This window comes from Vibrio cyclitrophicus, assembly GCF_024347435.1.
Lineage (GTDB): Bacteria > Pseudomonadota > Gammaproteobacteria > Enterobacterales > Vibrionaceae > Vibrio > Vibrio cyclitrophicus.
On record NZ_AP025481.1, the window covers coordinates 1,168,703 to 1,187,442 of the forward strand.

Consider the following 18,740-nt stretch of genomic DNA (forward strand, 5'->3'; position numbering starts at 1 on the left):
ACACAGTTTATATACTGATTCTGGTTAGCTACGGATGATGACTATGACTCAACATGCACACAACAGAATGATAGATACCGAGCGTATTGGACGTTTACTTAAATTGGAAGGTATCGACCTTTTAGAGTCGGCCGTGCTTACTTTGCATCAAACATTTGGTACTCAATACACCAGTATCATAGAGAAAAAGTACTTTCCGGATCAAACGGTTCCCTTAGTCATAGCCCATTCGGACCATGTCTTGCGTGACAAAATCAACGCACGTCATAGGCATATCTATCAGCAAGCAGTTAATCAAAAACACCCAGACTGCTCATTCGCTCAACACATCGTTCAGTCGCTACCAACATCGGCATTTAGACAAGAAATAACATCACAGAATTCAATCGCGATTCCCACTCGTACTCAGAGTGGTGAAGTGATGGGGGTGTTATTTTCAACATTCACTTCCCCTCTAACTCCGGATCAACAACAAGATGCAATTAAATATCATCAACTGTTTGCAGACATCATCATACACACACTGAGAGAAATGTGGTTTAACGATCGTTCTGAACAACTCGTCAATCAACTGAGTTATGAAGTCTCACACGACAGTCTTACTGGCTTACAAAACCGCAGTTGCTTATCTGATACCTTAGAGTCGATCACTCAACAAAGCGTCACACCATTCACATTAGCGCTGCTAGATATCAACAGCTTTAAAGCAATTAATGATATTCACGGCAATTATATTGGCGATAAAGTGCTGCAGCACCTCGCCGAGATCTTGCGCCGGACATTGCCGGAAAGCAACTTAACGTTTCGAACAGCCGGAAATGAGTTTGCTTTTATCACATATCATTCCGATCCCATAGCCGTATGCGAAGAGGTGTTAGCTAAGATAAAGCAAGGATACAGTAGCGTCGACATCAAGATTGAATTCGACGTTAGCATCGGTATTGCTAGCTCAGACGGCGATAATAAAGATGTAGAACAGATAATATTCAACACCAGTTTGGCGCTAAAAGAGTGCAAACGAAACCAAGATGTCCACATTCAGTGTTATGACACTCACCTGAGAGTTCGCTATCAAAGAAAAACAGAGTTGATCGCAGCATTACGAAGTGAGCTTGCGAACCCGATTTCACAGAGCCTTCACCCTAGCAACAATGGAATGTACGTGGTGGTGCAACCAATCGTTGATCAAGGCGAAACACAATGGGGATATTTTGAGGTACTTACTCGCTGGAAGACCGCCAAACACGGAGATATCTCTCCGGTAGAGTTCATTCGAGTCGCGGAAGAATCAGGTCAAATTGTTGAACTGGGTGAACGTATTATAGAACTAGTATGCCATGCGAAAACGATATTGGAGCAAGGATTAGGCTACAAAGTTAAACTTGGGATAAATTGTTCAGCACATGAACTTACCGACTCTAAGCGCTATATCTCCTACCTAACTCGGACTATCGAACAGCACCATTTTAAGGCTGATGAATTTGTTATTGAGTTGACAGAAACCGTGCTTCTGTCTCCGACACAAGAGACGAAATCAGCGCTAAACTTCCTAAGAGGGCAAGGTTTTACCATTGCACTCGACGATTTTGGCACAGGTTATTCAAGCTTAAATTACATTCACAGCTACCCTATCGATTGCATTAAAATTGATGCCACTTTCATTCAAAACTTACTCACTAACTCGACCTCAGAAAGCGTCGTATGGTTGATCATTCAGCTGGCTCACAGGCTAGACGTATCATTGGTTGCCGAGGGTGTTGAGAAGCGTGAACAATTAGAAAAGTTGCACGCAATGGGATGTAACAAAATCCAAGGGTATCTCTACTCGCCGCCTATGCGACCAGAAGCGATAGTCAGTCATGTGACTCACTCAGAATCTCTTGCGGAGTAACCGTAAGCGTTCATACTCCAAGAAATCAACAACAAGTGGACCTCAGCGCAACCAATAATCAAAAAAGCCGCGGTATATCAACTAAACCATTTAGCTGTTTAGCATATTACTCACGGCTTTATTAGGTAGCTTCATTCAACGATATAGACAAGTAAACCAGTTAACGTTAACTATTGTTAGATTGCGTTTCTAGGGCTTTCTTTAACAGCTTGTCGGCTTCATCTCGAGCGGCAATGAAGGTTGCTTTTTCCTTTTTAGGCACTGAATCTGCCATCGGAATATTCGCAGTCATCGCGTTAACAGGGCGACCGCGCTCAATAAGTTCATAGTGCAAATGCGCACCCGTCACTCGGCCCGTTTTACCCGATAAACCAATACGTTGGCCACGCGATACCGTTTGTCCTTTACGCACGAGAATCTTACTTAAATGCAGGTAACGCGTTTTATAAGTGCTGCCGTGCTGAATCACCACGTAGTTACCCGCGTAAGGGTGTTTACGGGTCATGATCACTTTGCCGTCACCCGTTGCTTGAACTGGCGTACCAATTGGCGTCGCGAAGTCTGTACCGTTATGTGGTGAGATTCGGCCTGTCACAGGATGTAGACGTTTCGGGTTGAATTGAGAACTTTGACGCCAGCCGCTACTCACGGGATAACGTTGGAAAGCACGCTGTAGGCTATCACCGTCCGCATCATAATATTGGCCATCGGTATGAAGATAAGCAGATACAACACGGTTTCTGTTGATGATCTTGATTGCTTCAATTTCACGTTTTCCGGTAGCAACACCATCAACAAATTGAGCTTTCTGAAGCACTTCAAACTGATCGCCAGCGCGTAAGTCTCGGCTAAAGTTCAGCTTGTCTTTAAGAAGAGTCACAATATGGTCGATCTCTATGCTGCTCAAACCGACTTTATTCGCCGACATCGAGAAACTACCTTGAATATCGCCGACTAGAGGCTTTTGTTTCCATTCACCAGGAATAGAGATATCTTCGAATTCATAGTTGCCATCTTCAAGTCGTCGATAAACCACTTTATCAGCAACACTAAATTGAAGTTCCATTTTGGAAAGATCACCTGTCGCCTCATTACGCCAAAAGCGCAATGTATTACCAGGACGAAGCGTATCCAACGCAAGGAAGTTTAGATCGGTTTCCATCACACTCATCATCGATTTATATGAAAATCCAAGCTGAGTGAAAATGCTACTCAAGTTATCACCAGTTTGTATCTGATACTCAAACGTCGGCGGTTCAATAGCAGTAACAGAAGAAGATGACAGAATTGACTCAATAACCGTTGAGTCCGGTAAATTCAGATCGACGGTTTTCGTCAGATCCGATGGCGAAGATTGCAAAGCAACACCAATCGCTGCAATAAGTGGCAGTCCTAAAATCGCTACTTTTTTTACAGGTGAAAGCTCAGCAAACGGAGAGGAAAATATTTTTGAATACACGGTAAACAGGTCTTTCTACGATATAAAAGGCTAGGATATGCTTTTCAAACGCATAAATCATCAATGCATTGTCATAATATGATGCGAATCTTACTCTGTATCGCTAAGTCATTGAGTTACCGTTAATGAGGAAAGACATTTTTATGAAAAAATTAACCGCTGATTTTGGAAACAAAAAAGCAGAAACGGCTAGCTTCTGCTTTTTATTGATTTACGTTATTCCGTTTCGCTTGATTAATAACCGAAGCGAATTAGTTGTTTATTTAAGTAAAAGAAGTACCTAGAACAACAACGCCTCCTTCCCGAAAAATAAGCAAAACGTAAGGTGCCGTCGTTAGGCGTTAACTGTCGAAACTAGACAATTATCTTCACCAAACTCATTCGCAATATAGCGATCTGCATCCGCATCATTCACCCATTGTTGGTCATCAACTAGGTAACGGAATTGAAATTCACCATTTTTAGGCAAACGAGTTTTAAATTTGTAAACTTTACCTTTTGCCAATTTTTTCATTGGCGTCGCCTTCCAATCAAGAAAGTCGGCAACGATGGATACTGAATTCGCTTCTTGAGCTTCTAGCTCAAAAGTCACTTCCACTTCATCTTTCGTCTTAAAAAAACGTTTATTAATCATTCGCAAGCTCCATTTGTAAAAATAAGCAGACACAAAGCAAAGTGTGTCTAAATTTCATTCGTCTATTTAAGATAATATGTAATTTAGCTCACATAAACAACAGATCCTTCCGCGAACAAAAACCTTATTGCTTACCAATTGATTGCGTATCAAAAGAAAAGCTCATTAATACCTTTTCAGAAGGTGGTTCTGTAAATGATTGTTCCAAAGAATGCTGAGTAAAGCCGATAAAACCTTCCCCAGTGAGTTTATTTTCCGTTTGAAGATTTTGTGCATTCGTCACTTCTAAAGTTTGAATCTGTATGCGATCACCCAAAAAAAGTTGATCGACCAACACAACTCGGCTTCGTTGTTTATCGTGTTTAAACAGACCTAGGTAGTAAAATACGCCGCTACCTTGATTCGACACCCACATAGGTGAAACAAAGAAGTTCGCCTGCCCTAACGTAACACCTAAAAGATTTTTAGTGTCGACCGTCACCACACCACGTTCTGCTCCCGAATCGTAACGACCAAAAGCAATTGATCTTGTTGTATCCAATTCCTTGATAAAAGCAAATGCGTTGGTTTCAGGCACTTTAATTGTCCATGGATTGGTCGTCTTCAAATCAAAAACTTCTTCAACCAAAGAGTCATAAGTGACTTGAGATGAAGGAAACTTCGCCAAGATCTCTTCATCACTTAAGCTAAAGCGATAAATACCCGCCAAGATCACCACTACTAGCATGACAATGGGAATCAGTAAAATCAGAGGTATTGGTAAGATTTTCTTTTTCATGAGCAATTATATTCTTTTGTTTTCATCCAGTTGTGCAGACCATAAATGGCTTTAGTATAATTATCAATACAGGGTTAACCAGAAGTGGAGCATGGATGGATATCAATCATATTAAAAATAGAAATATCAGAAGTTGCGAATGCCGCTGTGGAGCAGTCAACCTAGTATGCAGAGGTGAACCTCAAAAAACCTCTATTTGTCACTGCTACGAATGCCAGAAACGAACTGGAAGTGTATTTGGAGTTCAAGCTCGATACCCATTAGATCAAGTGACATTAAACGGAGAGGTGACTCGTTTTTCTCGCATAAGTGACACTGGTAATGAAGTCACCTATCAATTTTGCCCTAAGTGCGGCACTACCATGCTTTTACAATCCGTTGCCGCCGCCGATTTTTACATCGTCCCGCTAGGATTATTTAAAGAACAAGATTTCCCGCTACCGAGCTTTTCAGTTTACGAGGAAAGAAAACATGGCTGGGTTAAGTTTGAACATCAAATGAACCAGTACAGCTAACAGTAATGTTTCGACAAACTGCTATGCTAGAAACAAATGCAATACTGTTGCCTAAGATCAAATATGATGGCTAGACAACGCTAGCGTATCTTTTTGCTAGCGTTATAATCTTGCTCCTCTTTTAACCCGGAATGAACCACATGATTTCAAAGCTACCTCGCTGGGTTGAATACGGCGCTTTACTGTTAGCAGGCCTTGCTGGCAGCGTTAACGCTATTGGGCTGCTCGGCTTCCAACACCAAGCCATCTCACACATATCGGGCACCATGTCTTTGTTGGGCAGTAGCTTACTCACCCCAACGTCTGCATCTATACATCTTTTGTTGGTTGTTATGAGCTTTATGTTGGGTGCCGCGTTCAGTGGGTTCTTTATTGAGAATCAAGCATTGAAACTAGGACGTCGCTATGGTGTCGCTCTGTGTATCGAAGGCGGATTGCTATTCTTATCACTATGGGCACTGTTACAAGGCTACACGTCAGGCCAATACTTCGCTTCAGCAGCATGTGGCTTGCAGAACGCTATGATCACGACCTACAGTGGCGCGATCATTAGAACAACGCACATGAGCGGTATCATCACAGATCTCGGGATAATGATAGGGGCAGGCTTAAAGGGAGTGCCTTTTGACCGTCGCAAAGGCAAGCTACTGATGTTCATTGTGGTTGGCTTTTTATTTGGTGGCTTAACCGGAGCTTGTCTATTCCAGCGCTTTGAAATTTTGGCACTGGCTTTCCCTGCCTCTTTTGCTTTCATTATTGCGTTTATCTATTGGCTCTATCTTACCTATCGAACTGAAACACAGGCCAACCTATAAATATCTGGCAATATATTCTTAAACTACGTAACATCCGCAACACTTTATTCTAAACTATTAATGAGTTTCAGAATATCCAGTTTGAATATTTAGCGGTATTTGATGAATAGTATTGCAAGAACTATCAATACTGGGTAATCTTGCAGCCAATGAGAAAATACGGATGTTTAGAGAATAAAATGCCAAGGATATGGCTTTTTTACATGTAGAAATACGAGAACAATTAACATGTCTAACAACACGAATACTGCTCAACCAGAGAAATCTAAAGGCAGTTTCTGGGTTTTCTTAATCCCATCATTGATTGGTTTATTCCTTTTCATGGCACCAATTAGCTACCAAGGCGATCTAACCATCCCTGTTGCTATCTTAGCCAAGTCAATTCAAGCGGTTTTCGGTGAGTCTCTAGTAGCAATTATCACTGCAATCGTTGCTTTCATGTCTGTAGCTTCCGTTTTAAGCTCCATTTTCAAGCCAGCATTCATCACATCAAGTTCATTTTTAAACGGCCTTTTCAACCCATCTCCACTTTGGTTGCTGGTTCGTATGATTGGTGGTGCTGCCGCATTCATGGCATTTTTCCAAATCGGTCCTGAGTTTATTTGGGAAGAGAACACTGGCGGCTTAGTGCTAGAAGGCCTACTTCCAACCCTGTTCTCGGTATTTATCTTTGCAGGTTTGCTACTACCTCTTCTACTTAACTTCGGTTTACTAGAACTTTTTGGCACATTATTAAGTAAAATCATGCGTCCAATCTTTAACCTACCAGGCCGTAGTGCTATCGACTGTATGGCTTCTTGGTTAGGTGACGGCAGTGTTGGTATCCTACTAACGAGTAAGCAGTACGAGAAGAAATTCTATACTCAGCGTGAAGCGGCTGTTGTTGGTACGACGTTCTCTGCAGTCTCTATCACGTTTAGCCTTGTGGTTATTGCTCAGGTCGAGTTAGAGCACTTGTTCCTACCTTTCTATGCAGCTATCTGTCTAGCGGGTATTGTGGCTGCGGTAATCATCCCCCGCCTTCCACCACTAAGCATGAAGAAAGACACCTTCATCGATGGTAGCAAGCCGCACAAAGACGCTGATGCAATTCCTGCTGGTTACTCAACATTCTCTTGGGGTCTTAAACTAGCGGTAAACAAAGCATCACAAGTGAAGTCGGCTAAGTCTGTATTTGGCGAAGGCGTTCGTAACGCAGTAGATATGGTCTTTGGTGTACTACCTGTTGTTATGGGCTTAGGTACGATGGCACTGGTTATTGCTGAATACACCTCTGTATTCTCATTTTTAGGTCAGCCTTTCATTCCTTTCCTTGAGCTACTTGGTGTGCCTGAAGCGGTAGCAGCCTCTGAAACGATCGTTGTTGGCTTTGCGGATATGTTCATTCCAGCAATCCTTGCAGCCTCTATCGACAACGAGATGACTCGCTTTGTTATTGCAGCCATGTCGGTGACTCAGCTGATTTACATGTCTGAAGTAGGTGCTTTACTTCTAGGCAGTAAGATCCCAGTGAACATCTTAGAGCTATTTATTATCTTTATTCTGCGTACTCTAATTACGCTTCCGGTCATTGCTGGTGTAGCCCATCTAATATTCTAAATTAGATGTAGCACGATAAATATGTAATTTATAAAGCCTTACTGTTGTGAGGCTTTTTTATTTATAATTAATATACTTAGTCTTTTAAGTTATAATCTGAACAATATATAAAATTCGGCATATCATTTAATTTCATATTCATTATTGCCCTCCTCTCATTTGAATAGAAAACCATATTCATAAACGCCTCATTAATAAATTATTAATTCCCAAAGACTCAAGCTTGCTTAAGTTTTCAACTCATTGAACAAAATACTAAAACTCGTAATTTTGCAATAGAGTGAATTTTACATCGTATGAGTTGTTGTATTTTGTGGTCTGATTTGTGAAATTACATTCAAGTAAATCCAAGTCTCGTCGATATATATAATCACAGAAACAATATTTACTTTAATCTTCGCAAAGACAGTGAGAAGGGGAAAATTCAATGAAATTTAGCCATAAGGTGGTTGCTGCATCATCAGCCTTGCTGCTAGTGACAGTATCATTGCTTTCAATACAACAACTTTACACCGTGAGAAGTGCGGTAGAAAACCACGTCAGTGCGAGCGTTAATGAGATGGTCTCAGGTGTTAAGAACACCGTAGTATCTGAAATGAACGCCAAGAAAGCATTGGCTCAATCAACAACTGAAGTCATCGAGATCGCTCCTCAAGATCATGCTTATGTAAAAACTATCCTAGAAAAGCCTAAGCTTAAAAATAGCTTTCTCGCAGTTGGTTTTGGCTATGAGGCAAACGGTTTCGTCATTGAAAATGATGACGGATGGGAAGCCGGCCCAGATTACGACCCACGAATTCGCCCTTGGTATATTGATGCTAAATCCAAAAACAGTTTAGTAGTTACCGCTCCTTATGTGGATGCATCAAGCAAAAAGGTCATCATCTCAGTAGGTACACCCGTAAAAGACAACGGCCGCTTCACTGCTGGCATGTTCTACGACTTAGAGCTGACTAACCTAGCGACCCTAGTAAATCAAGTAAACTTGTTTGATGCAGGTTACCTATTCCTAGTAACAGCCGACGGTACGACCATCGCCCACCCAAATGCAAAGAACAATGGTGAAATGCTCTCAAGCTACATGCCACAAGCTACGATTCGTGAAGGCTCTCAAGAAATTGAAGTCGATGACAAAACGTTCCTAGTAAACTTCACTCACATTCCAAGTGAAGATTGGTATATTGGGGCAATCGTTGATGAAGCAATAGCTTTCCAAACCGTTGAAGACCTGAAAAACAGCTCGATGATTTACTCGTTGATTGCCGTAATTCTCAGCATCATTGCACTAACGGTTCTGATTCGTGTATTAATGCGCCCACTTGATGCACTTAACGAAGCAATTCAGGACGTAGCAAGCGGACAAGGTGACTTAACTAAGCGCCTAGATACCAACACAGACAAAGAGTTCTCTGACCTAGCGAAAGGCTTCAACACCTTTACCGAAAACCTACAAAGCCAAATCATTCAATCTAAAGCAATTGGCGTTGAGATTAAGCGTGGTACTGAAATCACAGTTAGAGGTGCAGGTGAATCAGCAAACGCAATGAATACGCAATTGCAAGAACTTGAACAGCTAGCAACCGCAATGAACGAAATGGCAGTGACTGCAACAGAAGTAGCAAACAACGCTCAAGGGGCGGCTGCAGCAGCTCGTGAAGCTGACGAAGCAACACTAGACGGTACTTCAGTAGTAAGTGACACCACGCAAGCCATTGATAACCTCTCAGCTCGTATCGACCAAGCCGTTGCAGAAGTACAAGTACTTGAATCAGCAACAGCAAACATTGAAACGATTCTTAAAGTAATCAACGACATTGCTGACCAAACTAACCTACTGGCATTGAACGCTGCGATTGAAGCCGCGCGTGCGGGTGAATCAGGTCGTGGTTTCGCAGTTGTAGCCGACGAAGTTCGTACTCTGGCGCAACGTACTCAAGAGTCGACAACTGAAATCCGCAACATGATCGAGCAGCTCCAAGCTGGCGCAAGCTCAGTATCTAACGCGATGAACCAAAGTAAAGACACTGCGACTGACGCCGTTGAACGCGCGCAGCAAGCGAACTCTTCACTTGACCGTATCCGTGACGCGATTCAGCGTATCTCTGATATGAATATTCAGATTGCTTCAGCAGCAGAAGAACAGAGCTTGGTAGCGGAAGAGATCAATAACAACACGGTTAAGATCAAAGACCTTTCAACACAAGTATCAAACTCAGCTCAAGAAGCGAATACGGCAATGCAAGTGCAAACTGATAATGTTCGTGCGCAGGATGAACTGTTGAATAAATTTACCGTGTAAGATTGCATCTAAGATGAAACCAACAAAAAAGGCATGCTCAATCATTATTTGAGCATGCCTTTTCTTTTGCGAATCAGTAATTACAAACCTCTGATTTCCTAACTATTTTAGCCTAAATGCAACCATCAGCTATTAGTAATCAACATCATACATTGGTTAGGTTCAACCTTAATGGTTAAAGCCTTGTCTGCACATTCAAACACGTTACCGGACAATAAATCCGTCACATCACCCGTCCAAGTTAGTGATGCCGTTTTACATCGCTTAGATTTATTAATCACCACAATGCCTTTGTCTCCACGAACAAACACCAACAAATCATCATTCGCTTCAACCACACGCATTGCTTCGCCATGAACATGATTATGAAATTGAATCATATTTTTCATGTAAGGCGCTTGCCAGTCGTTAAGCCATCGAGGCTGGCCGTTCTGATCCAGAATACCGCTTGTGCTCAACTCACTGTAAACAAGCGGTACACCGCCATCTCGACCCAGAATGAAAGCATGTGCCAATCGTTCGTCCACTTCATCCATCACATGTTCCAAAAACACCTCGTTGTTTGGAATATCATGAGTCACAGCAAACGTAATGGCTCGCATGTTCGATAGCGCCTGACCAAAACAGTACGGATTGATAAGAGACTTAAAGCTGCCCTGCTCTTCAAAGGCTTTGAAAATGGTATTGAACAGCGGGAAATCATAAGCGCCTAAGCGAGTGTGTTTGAGGTATGGCTCAAGGAACAACTCATACTCTTCTTCCGTCGCACCACCATCAGTAATGATCTCGCCAAAGATGTGCATTTCTTCGCAGATGTCATCAGTCCACACCTTACGCAGATGTGACAGTGTCATGTGCTTTGCGGCATCAATACGGAAACCTTTCACGCCAATAGCTTTCAAGGCTTTGAGATAAGCTCTTTGCTGCGCGACCACATTGTCATTATCTAATAGCGTTGGTAAGCCGGGATCGCTCGCTCCACCGGTAATACGTCCATTTTGTACTTCCCAAGTATCTTTCCAATTCTTAATACCAAACGCTTCTACAAAGTCGTTTTCATCAAACAGAGTTTCAGAAAGATCACCAAACAAACGTATGGATTCGTAATACTCAGAATCTTGCTGGTAGGATGCCATATCTTGTTGATTGGGATACGTTAAATCACCTCGGATGCCAGATTCGTTGGCCATGTGATTGAACACGACGTCCACATAGGTACGAAGCCCATGTTGTTTTAACGTGTTCACCATCGTGATGAAATCTTGCGTGTCGCCAAGTTGATTATCAATCACACGATAGTCTTGTGGCTGATAACGTTGCCACCATTCGGTACCAGACTCTCGGTCACAACCTTTGGGGCCGCGTAACGACTTCATTGCTGGTGAAACTAAAACCGATTTATAACCCAACTCTTGAATCAGTGGGGCGTTCTTCATTACGTCAGCGTAACACCAGTCAAAGGCATGCAATATGACATCTGTCGCTGGGTTGCTTAACATAGCTGAACTCTCCATGTTGTTCTCCTACCAAACTTGTTTACAGCTTTCTAGATAAAGACAAGGCTAAAAGGCAAAGCTGCATAAATTTCCTTAAGAATGGCATTTATTATATGACTTACTCATTAAAACCCCTCCTCCTCCTATCAATTAGTCACGGCGGATAGTTGAGGGCGTAGCACCAATTATCGCATAACGTCTGGGATGAACACTCAGCCATCATGCTTTTAAATACGCCAAAAAGTGACAAAAAAGGAGCGTACATACGCTCCTTTTATTCCATTGCACACATATCTTACACTAGGTTCTGTAAAGAACCTTAACCACGTGCCAACCAAATTTTGTTTTTACCAGATGTGGTACCAACGTCTCACCAGAGAAACAAACCTTATCGAACTGAGGCACCATTTGACCTTTTTGGAACTCGCCTAAGTCACCTCCCTTTTTACCCGATGGGCAAGTAGAGTGCTTCTTCGCTAGTGTTTGAAACTTAGCGCCTTTCTTAAGCTGTTTAATGATGTCTTCTGCTTGTTCTTTATGCTTCACTAAAATGTGAAGCGCTGCTGCTTTTCTTGCCATGATAATTCTCAGTTTGTTTCTGTCAGTTCGTTACTGCTAGTTCTAACGATCAGTTTATCGCGATTTGCCCGTCGACTAGCTTCATCGACAGAAATTGTTCAGCAACTCGCATTTAGCGTGATTTTAACCCAAGAACCACTATTCTTCACTCTATAACCGAAAACAACCCTCTTAAAGGCCCTTAAAAACGGGTTAGTCACTTGCCCCTGCTTCCATTTCCCTTTAAATTAATCCTTATAAGTTAAGCGCGTATTAAGTAGGAGCCACATATGGCTAAAACAATCAGTAAAGCGAGTCAGTCACAGGGAATGTTGATGTTCAAGTTATCCCTCACTCAAAGTTTTGCGATTGGCACGCTTAAAGTTAGAGAAATCGTTCCTTTCCAACCAATGACCCAAATCCCCTACTCTCATCACCACGTCATTGGCACCGTCACTATCCGTGATCTTACGGTTCCTGTCATTGATATGTCTGCGGCGATTGGCTTTCGTCCTATCACCCCTTCTGAATACCAAAGCTGTGTACTCATCGTCACCGATTGTTTAAGAACCGTTGTTGCATTCTTGGTTCGTTCGATTGATAAGATCATTGAGTGTGACTGGAAGAGCATTGAATCGCCGCCCACCAGCGTTGGTCGCAATGTATTTGTTACGGGTATTACACGTTTTGAAGATCGTATCGTGCAGATGCTCGATGTGGAGTTATTGCTTTCTAAAATCTACCCACATTACGAAAATGCGCATATTCCGATGCTTACCGATGTCGAGAGAGAGCGCCTCAAAGCGCTGAATATCTTGTTGGTTGATGATTCTTTGATCGCGCGAAAGCAGCTGTCTGATGCCTTAGACAGTATCAACATCCCATATAGCATTTGTAACAACGGGTTAGACGCAATCGATCTGATGCGACGAGAGGCTAGCAAAGGTAATGCGATTGATCTTCTTGTAAGCGATATCGAAATGCCGGGGCTCGATGGTTATGAGCTTGCGTTTGAAGTACAAAACGACAACGCACTGAGGCATGCTTACTGTATTTTGCACACTTCACTATCGAGTGAGATCTGTGTCGACCGTGCCAATCAGGTAGGGGCTCATGAAGCACTTGAGAAGTTCAATGCAGGTGAATTAATCGAAGCCATGCTACGCGGTGCAAAAGTTTTAAACGAAGCATCTTCGGCTGCTTAGACGCTATTTTAGAAGCTAAACCTAGCATCATGCTTAATGGTTTAGCTTCTTAAGCATCAGAGATAAATCAGTGTAGAACTCTTCCTTAAGATTTCTTTGGCATAGAATAGCTCTTACTCACAAATTCCACGTCTTCAACTTCATTGACATGATTGGTAAAAGACGCCAATGCATAGAGTGTGTTCGCGACTAAGTTAGCGTATTTAAAAAGAATCGGATCTGGCGATTTTTTACTTTCATGATGCTCAATACTCACTAAGGCTCGCACGACTTTTTTAGCCTGACAACGACATAAGTGAAGCTCGCTGGACACTCGGTGCCCGCCCGGTAAGACAAACCCTTTGAAACCACCTTCTAGCTGATCGCGAATGTGATGATAATCTTGCTTGAGATCGACCAATTCAGATTCGGTGATGGCGAGCTTACCGCGCACAGAACCATTCAAGTGATAAATGTTCGGCTGCAAGCGTTGCAAGATCTCACGAACCTGAGGCTCTAGGTCTAAAGACAGTACTAATCCAATACGACAACAAAGTTCATCCGACAAAATTTCAAAATCACAGATAGGACTGTCTTCATAAATAAATGGGTAACAGAACTCATCCCAATCTCGACTTACTGGTTTCACGTATCGATCCTTACACACAAAATATTAATCAGATGCCAATATAGCAAACTCTTTGATTTAGACATAAAAAAGCCCTCACATTAGAGGGCTCTTAAAACAATAGCTTAAGCTAAGTTACTCGTTAGACACTTTTTTGTGGCCTTCTTGTAGGTGAACGAAATCCACCAGATCGTCACCTGACACTTGGTATGCCTGACCAAAGCCTTTAACGAACAGACCGTTCTCTGCTTTAAGGTTGAACAGAGAGAAATCTTGAAGCTGGCTCAGACCATCGATGATCTCGCCGAAACGCTCTTGCATCTGGCAGATCACTTGAGTCCAAAGCTCCGTTTCACGCTCTACAACACTTGCCTGAGCATCAAACGTTAAACGCTTACGTGCGTAAAGCTGCTTCGAGCTCTCTTCGTCTTCAATCATCATCAAAGAGACTTGAGGGTTTGCTTTCAAGTTACGAGCATGACGAGCAATATCAGAAATTAGAATAAAGTAACCTTCTTGGTTCTGAACGAAAGGCGCGTAACTTACGTTCGGGCGACCTTCTTCATCAACCGTTGCAAGTTGAAGGGTACGGCGCTCTTGGCGAAATTCTTTAATTTCTGGACCTAGGCGACCTTGTAGACGTTCTTGTTTTACTTGCTGTTCCATGGGTAATTCCTTTATTCACTTTCTCTGATTTATTATTTTTCTCGAGGTTGAGCGATCATTAGCGAACTAAACGATCCTCGAGCATTGATGTTCTGTTTAAACGAGTTGGCAACCTTATTTAAGCTTGCCGTTAAGTCTGCTTAAGCTTGTTCTTTTAGTGCTTTGAAGCGTTCTACTTGGTCGGCAATAAGCTCACGCTTTTCATTGCGACCTAGGTAGATCTTAAAAATGTTCTCGCCCGTTTCACTGAAGAAACCGAAGTAATGACTTTCACGACCCATGAACGCTTTGCTCACCAAACCAACATGTTTGATGTTGTCGAGTTTCAGGTGGCCATGAAGCTCGCCCTCTTTGCCCATCAAGTTGTAGTAACCACGCGCGACTTTACCTTTAGGGAAAGGCGCTTTTACTTCGAAGATTGAACCGAATGAATGCATAATTGTGGTCACAGGGCCCCAACCAACCAAACCTTCTAGAATCTCTTGAGCACGGCTGCCATCTAGCATTACCGCCATGTCGTTTGGAAAAGCAGCAACCACTTCAACTTCTGAAACACCTAGCTTCTCAGCAATCGCAGTAGGAAGCAGTTTTGGTTCTTCTTCTAGAATACGTGCGACACGTTGTTCTAGGGTTTGTGTCATTTCTAATGTTGTATCTGTCATTGAATATGTGTCCGTATAAACGAGTAAGTTATAAACTAAAAATTCGATATTAAGCGTGCTTCAAACTTGCATGCGGGTGAACGCCTGAACCTGATGCTTTCGGTGCAGGGTGCATCGCTTGATATTCAGCGTTAAGCACTTGAATCACACTCTGAGCTAGGCTTACTGCCCAGAAGCTACCAGCAATAGTCAGGCTCAGGTAATTCTCTGAAAGTTCAACCAAACCATTCTTCTCCCAATGTGAGAACAGAGGCTTCAAGTAATCGAAAGTGTCTTGTCCCATAAAGGTCGGCAACGTACTTCTTCTAACAACACCAGAATCAAAACCGGCCTTTAATGTCGAGAAGATTGGCTCTAGTGAGCTTTGCTTCGTCATCATGGCAATAGGTAATTGACCTTGCTTTATAGACTCCATGTAGCTGTCTAAAGTTCGATGTTGCATCACTCCATGACCACCGATGTTGCCACCAGCACCACAACCAATCGGCAGAACTTCGGCATAAGTTTTCGCTAAGCTGTTGTAAATGCTGCGTTCTCGGTTATCACGAGTCCAGTGATTCACGCTCAGTTGCTTGACCTTATTTTTTGCCATGAACTCGACGCCCGCCAAGTACATGCTCGCTTTATCTGGCGTATTCGCTGGTGGTGGAATTTTTCCTTTCTCAACGAGATTAAGCATAGGTGCATTACCCCCAACAATCAGTTGGTAGAGGTCAATGCCGTGCGCGCCAGTAGACATGTAATCTTCTAAGTCTTGTTGGAACACGTCCATAGACTGGTATGGCAGTCCGTACAGCAAATCCAGAACGATGGGAGCTTGCTCGGTGCGGCTCAAAGCACTGATACGTTCCAACACCACTTCACGGTCATCTAAGCGCTTGGCACTGCGTCTAACTTGAGTGTTGAAACTTTGAATACCGAATGAGAAGCGATTGAAACCACCTTCAAGCGCACGATCAAACATCTCGTCGCCAAAGCGATTGATGCGCCCTTCTAAAGTCATTTCCACATCGTTTGCTAGTGGGAAATATTGGCGAATAGCCTTGCCTAACTGCTCTACCTGTTTAGGAGACAAATCGGTAGGTGTTCCGCCACCAATGTAGACGGCGTGAAATAATCCAGACTGAGCCCAAGGCGTTTTGGCTTTTTGCTTCAACTCAACCATCAGCGCATCAAAATACTCATCGACTAATTTGCGACTTGCGGCATTTTGGAAGAAGTTACAGAACGTACAGCGCACACGGCAGAAAGGAATATGGATATACAAGCAACGCTTATCCTGTTTTTTCCCTTCGCTTAGCATCAGTTCATCAAAAAGCTCCAACTTCTTACTCGGGTCGACCGGAATTGTACTTCCTCCGGCGTGTGCAGAATGCTTTTTAGCAAACGCAAAACGAAGCGGATCTGGGGTAGAAACCCCCACAATTGATTCGTCAAATTTATAAATATCAAGACTCATATAATCTCTCTAAACACTTACATAGCAAAGTCTGAAAGACTATTCGCTAAAACTGAAAGAATCATAAATAGACGCAAATGATAATGCAATTGATAATTGATCTTATTTAGATTCTGAGCGATAATCCGGTACAGATTTTAGATTTGGTAAAGGATTGAAAGTGAACGTTCCTAGATATGTTATTGCAGGCGGTGCATCGTTAGTGATTCATGCAGCGCTATTGTTTGTCGCTCAAGAATCCAAAGTATTCGCGATGCCTGCAGGTAGCCAATCGAACACGGTATCGATCAACTTCACGCCTAAGAGCACGCCTTCTCAAGCTCAACAAAAAACCATCACAGAGCCGGTTGAACCAGAACCAATCAAAGAAACAGTCTCACAAGCTGAACCTAAACCTGTCGAACCCAAGGCCGTTGAGCCAAAACAAGCCAAACCGACGCCAAAGAAAAAAGCGATCACCAATAAGCCTCAACCCAAGAAAGTAGAGAAAAAGGTTGTTGAAAAGAGAGTCGAAAAGAAGCCGATTCAAAAGAAACCAGTGACTCAGAAAAAGGTCGTTAAGAAAGAACGCCCAGAACCAAAGTCCAAACCAACGCCTCAACCAGAAAAACTGGCCGACAAGAAAATCGATAGAAATCTGGCCGAGTCTGCCAACCAACCTCAGGAAGTAAACCAAGGCGTATCAAACCAAGAGCCCGTATTAGTGACTAAGCCCTCTTTTTCTTCACGCCCGACACCACCGAATTACCCACGCCAAGCGAGACGTCGTGGGGTTGAAGGTGTCGCAACTTATGAGGTCTGGTTAGACGCTGAAGGCAAACAGATTAAACAAGCATTAGTAAATTCATCAGGCGCACTAATGCTCGACAACGCCGCTTTAGACGCCATTAAACAATGGAAATTCTCACCTCACACTGTCAATGGTCGAGCGATTGCTCACCGTGTACAAATACCTGTTCGTTTTAGGTTGGATTAATCATGCAACAAATCAGTTACTTACAAGATCAACTTGGCTTAATGACTTGGCCTCTTCTTATATGTTCAGCATTAACCGCAATGATCATCGCTGAACGAGTCTTCCAAGTGATGTTAAGCATTGGTGTTGGCAAGCGCGCCATTCGTCGCGAGCTCAATCAAATATCACCAACCAACAACAAAGAGATTGAAGCGCTTGCTCAGTCTATTTCAGGGAAAAGACCGCTGCTGTACAAGGGCGTCTCGATGTTGCTTGCTCACCACTCTTTTTCGAAAGGACTACGTGAAGATGCAGCAGGCATCTGGCTACAAGAAAAACGCCACCAGCTTCATGCAGGTTTAAGGTTGCTTGGTTTAATCGGCGTGATCAGTCCACTAATTGGCTTGCTTGGTACGGTGCTTGGTCTTATTGAGATGTTCAAAGGTGTAGCTGCTACCACCGGAAGTATTACACCAAATGATCTAGCTGACGGCCTTGGCTTAGCAATGAGAACCACAGCTGCAGGTTTGATGATTGCACTGCCTGCAATTTCAGGCGCACAGCTATTAGGCCTTTGGGCTGACCGAGTACTCGCTCAGCTAGAACATACCCTGAACTATGTGAATGTGTGGCTAGAAGGTATGTCGATTCAAACCAATCAATCTGATGATAATCAAGGTAAGCCAGTCAACAAAGCCTCTATCGGTGATGTGAGCCAAGCATGATTAAGACGCCCCACTCATCTCACACACAGAGCCTAGCGCCGGACTTAACACCGCTGCTCGACATCATTTTTATCGTGATGGTTTTTCTATTGCTTACGGCATCAGTAAAGCTGGAGTCACTGGAAGTTGAACTGCCTAGTTCTGACGTTAAAAACGTTTCTGAAGTCCACAAAGACTCGATTAGCGTCAACATTCTAGACCATGAACCCTACTGGGCGATTAACGGCCAAGAGTACATCGACTGGGAAAACTTCAAGATTGCCTTGTTAGAAGAGACAGGTTCAACAGATAAAAAGCCGATCATCATTGGCGCGGATAAAGCCGCCAACGTTGAAAACTTAGTGAAGCTGCTTTCATTTCTTCAAGAAAACGGAATACCAGCGACTCAATTGCTCACTGACGATGGCTAAAACAAGA

Annotated in this window: 18 protein-coding genes; 9 read left to right on the forward strand and 9 right to left on the reverse strand. The window is 43.0% G+C overall.

The window, feature by feature from the left end:
* Window positions 1-43 precede the first annotated feature (43 nt).
* Window positions 44-1,891 (forward strand): putative bifunctional diguanylate cyclase/phosphodiesterase, encoded by a 1,848-nt coding sequence (locus OCW38_RS20025; RefSeq protein ID WP_016768797.1) that lies wholly within the window; start codon window positions 44-46, stop codon window positions 1,889-1,891.
* Between the two features lie 166 nt (window positions 1,892-2,057).
* On the opposite strand, the gene OCW38_RS20030 is transcribed toward OCW38_RS20025, so the two are convergent.
* From OCW38_RS20030 to OCW38_RS20040, 3 genes are all read right to left on the reverse strand, one after another.
* Window positions 2,058-3,350, reverse strand: coding sequence for a peptidoglycan DD-metalloendopeptidase family protein (locus OCW38_RS20030; RefSeq protein WP_010431192.1), 1,293 nt, complete (start codon window positions 3,348-3,350; stop codon window positions 2,058-2,060).
* A 334-nt stretch (window positions 3,351-3,684) separates the two neighbouring features.
* A complete protein-coding gene (locus OCW38_RS20035; RefSeq protein WP_010431194.1) occupies window positions 3,685-3,984 on the reverse strand; it encodes an isoamylase early set domain-containing protein in 300 nt (99 codons plus the stop codon).
* Window positions 3,985-4,108: 124 nt separating this feature from the next.
* Window positions 4,109-4,762: a hypothetical protein gene (locus tag OCW38_RS20040; RefSeq protein WP_016768799.1), complete on the reverse strand. Its 654-nt coding sequence runs from the start codon at window positions 4,760-4,762 to the stop codon at window positions 4,109-4,111.
* Between the two features lie 32 nt (window positions 4,763-4,794).
* Here OCW38_RS20040 and OCW38_RS20045 point away from each other — a divergent pair, with 32 nt between their 5' ends.
* The 4 genes from OCW38_RS20045 (at window position 4,795) to OCW38_RS20060 (ending at window position 9,990) form a co-directional block, all read left to right on the forward strand.
* Window positions 4,795-5,277: a GFA family protein gene (locus OCW38_RS20045; RefSeq protein WP_171341986.1), complete on the forward strand. Its 483-nt coding sequence runs from the start codon at window positions 4,795-4,797 to the stop codon at window positions 5,275-5,277.
* A 140-nt stretch (window positions 5,278-5,417) separates the two neighbouring features.
* Window positions 5,418-6,092 carry a YoaK family protein gene (locus tag OCW38_RS20050; RefSeq protein ID WP_010431200.1) on the forward strand — a complete coding sequence of 225 codons (675 nt, stop codon included), beginning with the start codon at window positions 5,418-5,420 and terminating at the stop codon, window positions 6,090-6,092.
* A 228-nt stretch (window positions 6,093-6,320) separates the two neighbouring features.
* On the forward strand, window positions 6,321-7,691 hold the full coding sequence (locus OCW38_RS20055) for a YjiH family protein (protein WP_010431202.1): 1,371 nt from the start codon (window positions 6,321-6,323) through the stop codon (window positions 7,689-7,691).
* Between the two features lie 427 nt (window positions 7,692-8,118).
* Window positions 8,119-9,990, forward strand: coding sequence for a methyl-accepting chemotaxis protein (locus OCW38_RS20060; protein WP_010431204.1), 1,872 nt, complete (start codon window positions 8,119-8,121; stop codon window positions 9,988-9,990).
* Window positions 9,991-10,115: 125 nt separating this feature from the next.
* Here OCW38_RS20060 and OCW38_RS20065 read toward each other — a convergent pair whose 3' ends face one another.
* On the reverse strand, window positions 10,116-11,504 hold the full coding sequence (locus OCW38_RS20065) for an alpha-amylase family glycosyl hydrolase (protein ID WP_010431206.1): 1,389 nt from the start codon (window positions 11,502-11,504) through the stop codon (window positions 10,116-10,118).
* 282 nt (window positions 11,505-11,786) lie between these two features.
* Window positions 11,787-12,065 carry a peptidylprolyl isomerase PpiC gene (ppiC, locus tag OCW38_RS20070; RefSeq protein ID WP_010431207.1) on the reverse strand — a complete coding sequence of 93 codons (279 nt, stop codon included), beginning with the start codon at window positions 12,063-12,065 and terminating at the stop codon, window positions 11,787-11,789.
* Window positions 12,066-12,334: 269 nt separating this feature from the next.
* Here ppiC and OCW38_RS20075 point away from each other — a divergent pair, with 269 nt between their 5' ends.
* Window positions 12,335-13,249 (forward strand): chemotaxis protein, encoded by a 915-nt coding sequence (locus OCW38_RS20075; protein ID WP_010431209.1) that lies wholly within the window; start codon window positions 12,335-12,337, stop codon window positions 13,247-13,249.
* 85 nt (window positions 13,250-13,334) lie between these two features.
* On the opposite strand, the gene OCW38_RS20080 is transcribed toward OCW38_RS20075, so the two are convergent.
* From OCW38_RS20080 to hutW, 4 genes are all read right to left on the reverse strand, one after another.
* Window positions 13,335-13,877, reverse strand: a complete 543-nt coding sequence (locus OCW38_RS20080) for an ATP:cob(I)alamin adenosyltransferase (protein WP_010431211.1) — start codon at window positions 13,875-13,877, stop codon at window positions 13,335-13,337.
* 114 nt (window positions 13,878-13,991) lie between these two features.
* On the reverse strand, window positions 13,992-14,522 hold the full coding sequence (gene hutZ / locus OCW38_RS20085) for a heme utilization protein HutZ (protein ID WP_010431215.1): 531 nt from the start codon (window positions 14,520-14,522) through the stop codon (window positions 13,992-13,994).
* 140 nt (window positions 14,523-14,662) lie between these two features.
* Window positions 14,663-15,184, reverse strand: a complete 522-nt coding sequence (gene hutX, locus OCW38_RS20090; RefSeq protein ID WP_010431218.1) for a heme utilization cystosolic carrier protein HutX — start codon at window positions 15,182-15,184, stop codon at window positions 14,663-14,665.
* A gap of 49 nt (window positions 15,185-15,233) precedes the next feature.
* The gene (gene hutW, locus OCW38_RS20095) at window positions 15,234-16,643 is read right to left on the reverse strand and encodes a heme anaerobic degradation radical SAM methyltransferase ChuW/HutW (protein WP_016768801.1); all 1,410 of its coding nucleotides are present in this window, start codon (window positions 16,641-16,643) and stop codon (window positions 15,234-15,236) included.
* A gap of 160 nt (window positions 16,644-16,803) precedes the next feature.
* Between hutW and OCW38_RS20100 the strand changes: the two genes are divergently transcribed.
* From OCW38_RS20100 to OCW38_RS20110, 3 genes are read left to right on the forward strand one after another with little or no spacing between them, the layout of a single operon-like run.
* Window positions 16,804-17,619: an energy transducer TonB gene (locus OCW38_RS20100; protein WP_016768802.1), complete on the forward strand. Its 816-nt coding sequence runs from the start codon at window positions 16,804-16,806 to the stop codon at window positions 17,617-17,619.
* 2 nt (window positions 17,620-17,621) lie between these two features.
* Entirely contained in the window at window positions 17,622-18,323 is a 702-nt protein-coding gene (locus tag OCW38_RS20105) for a MotA/TolQ/ExbB proton channel family protein (protein WP_016768803.1), read from the forward strand.
* On the forward strand, window positions 18,320-18,733 hold the full coding sequence (locus OCW38_RS20110; RefSeq protein WP_016768804.1) for an ExbD/TolR family protein: 414 nt from the start codon (window positions 18,320-18,322) through the stop codon (window positions 18,731-18,733). The genes OCW38_RS20105 and OCW38_RS20110 overlap by 4 nt, the downstream gene beginning before the upstream one ends.
* Window positions 18,734-18,740: the final 7 nt, after the last annotated feature.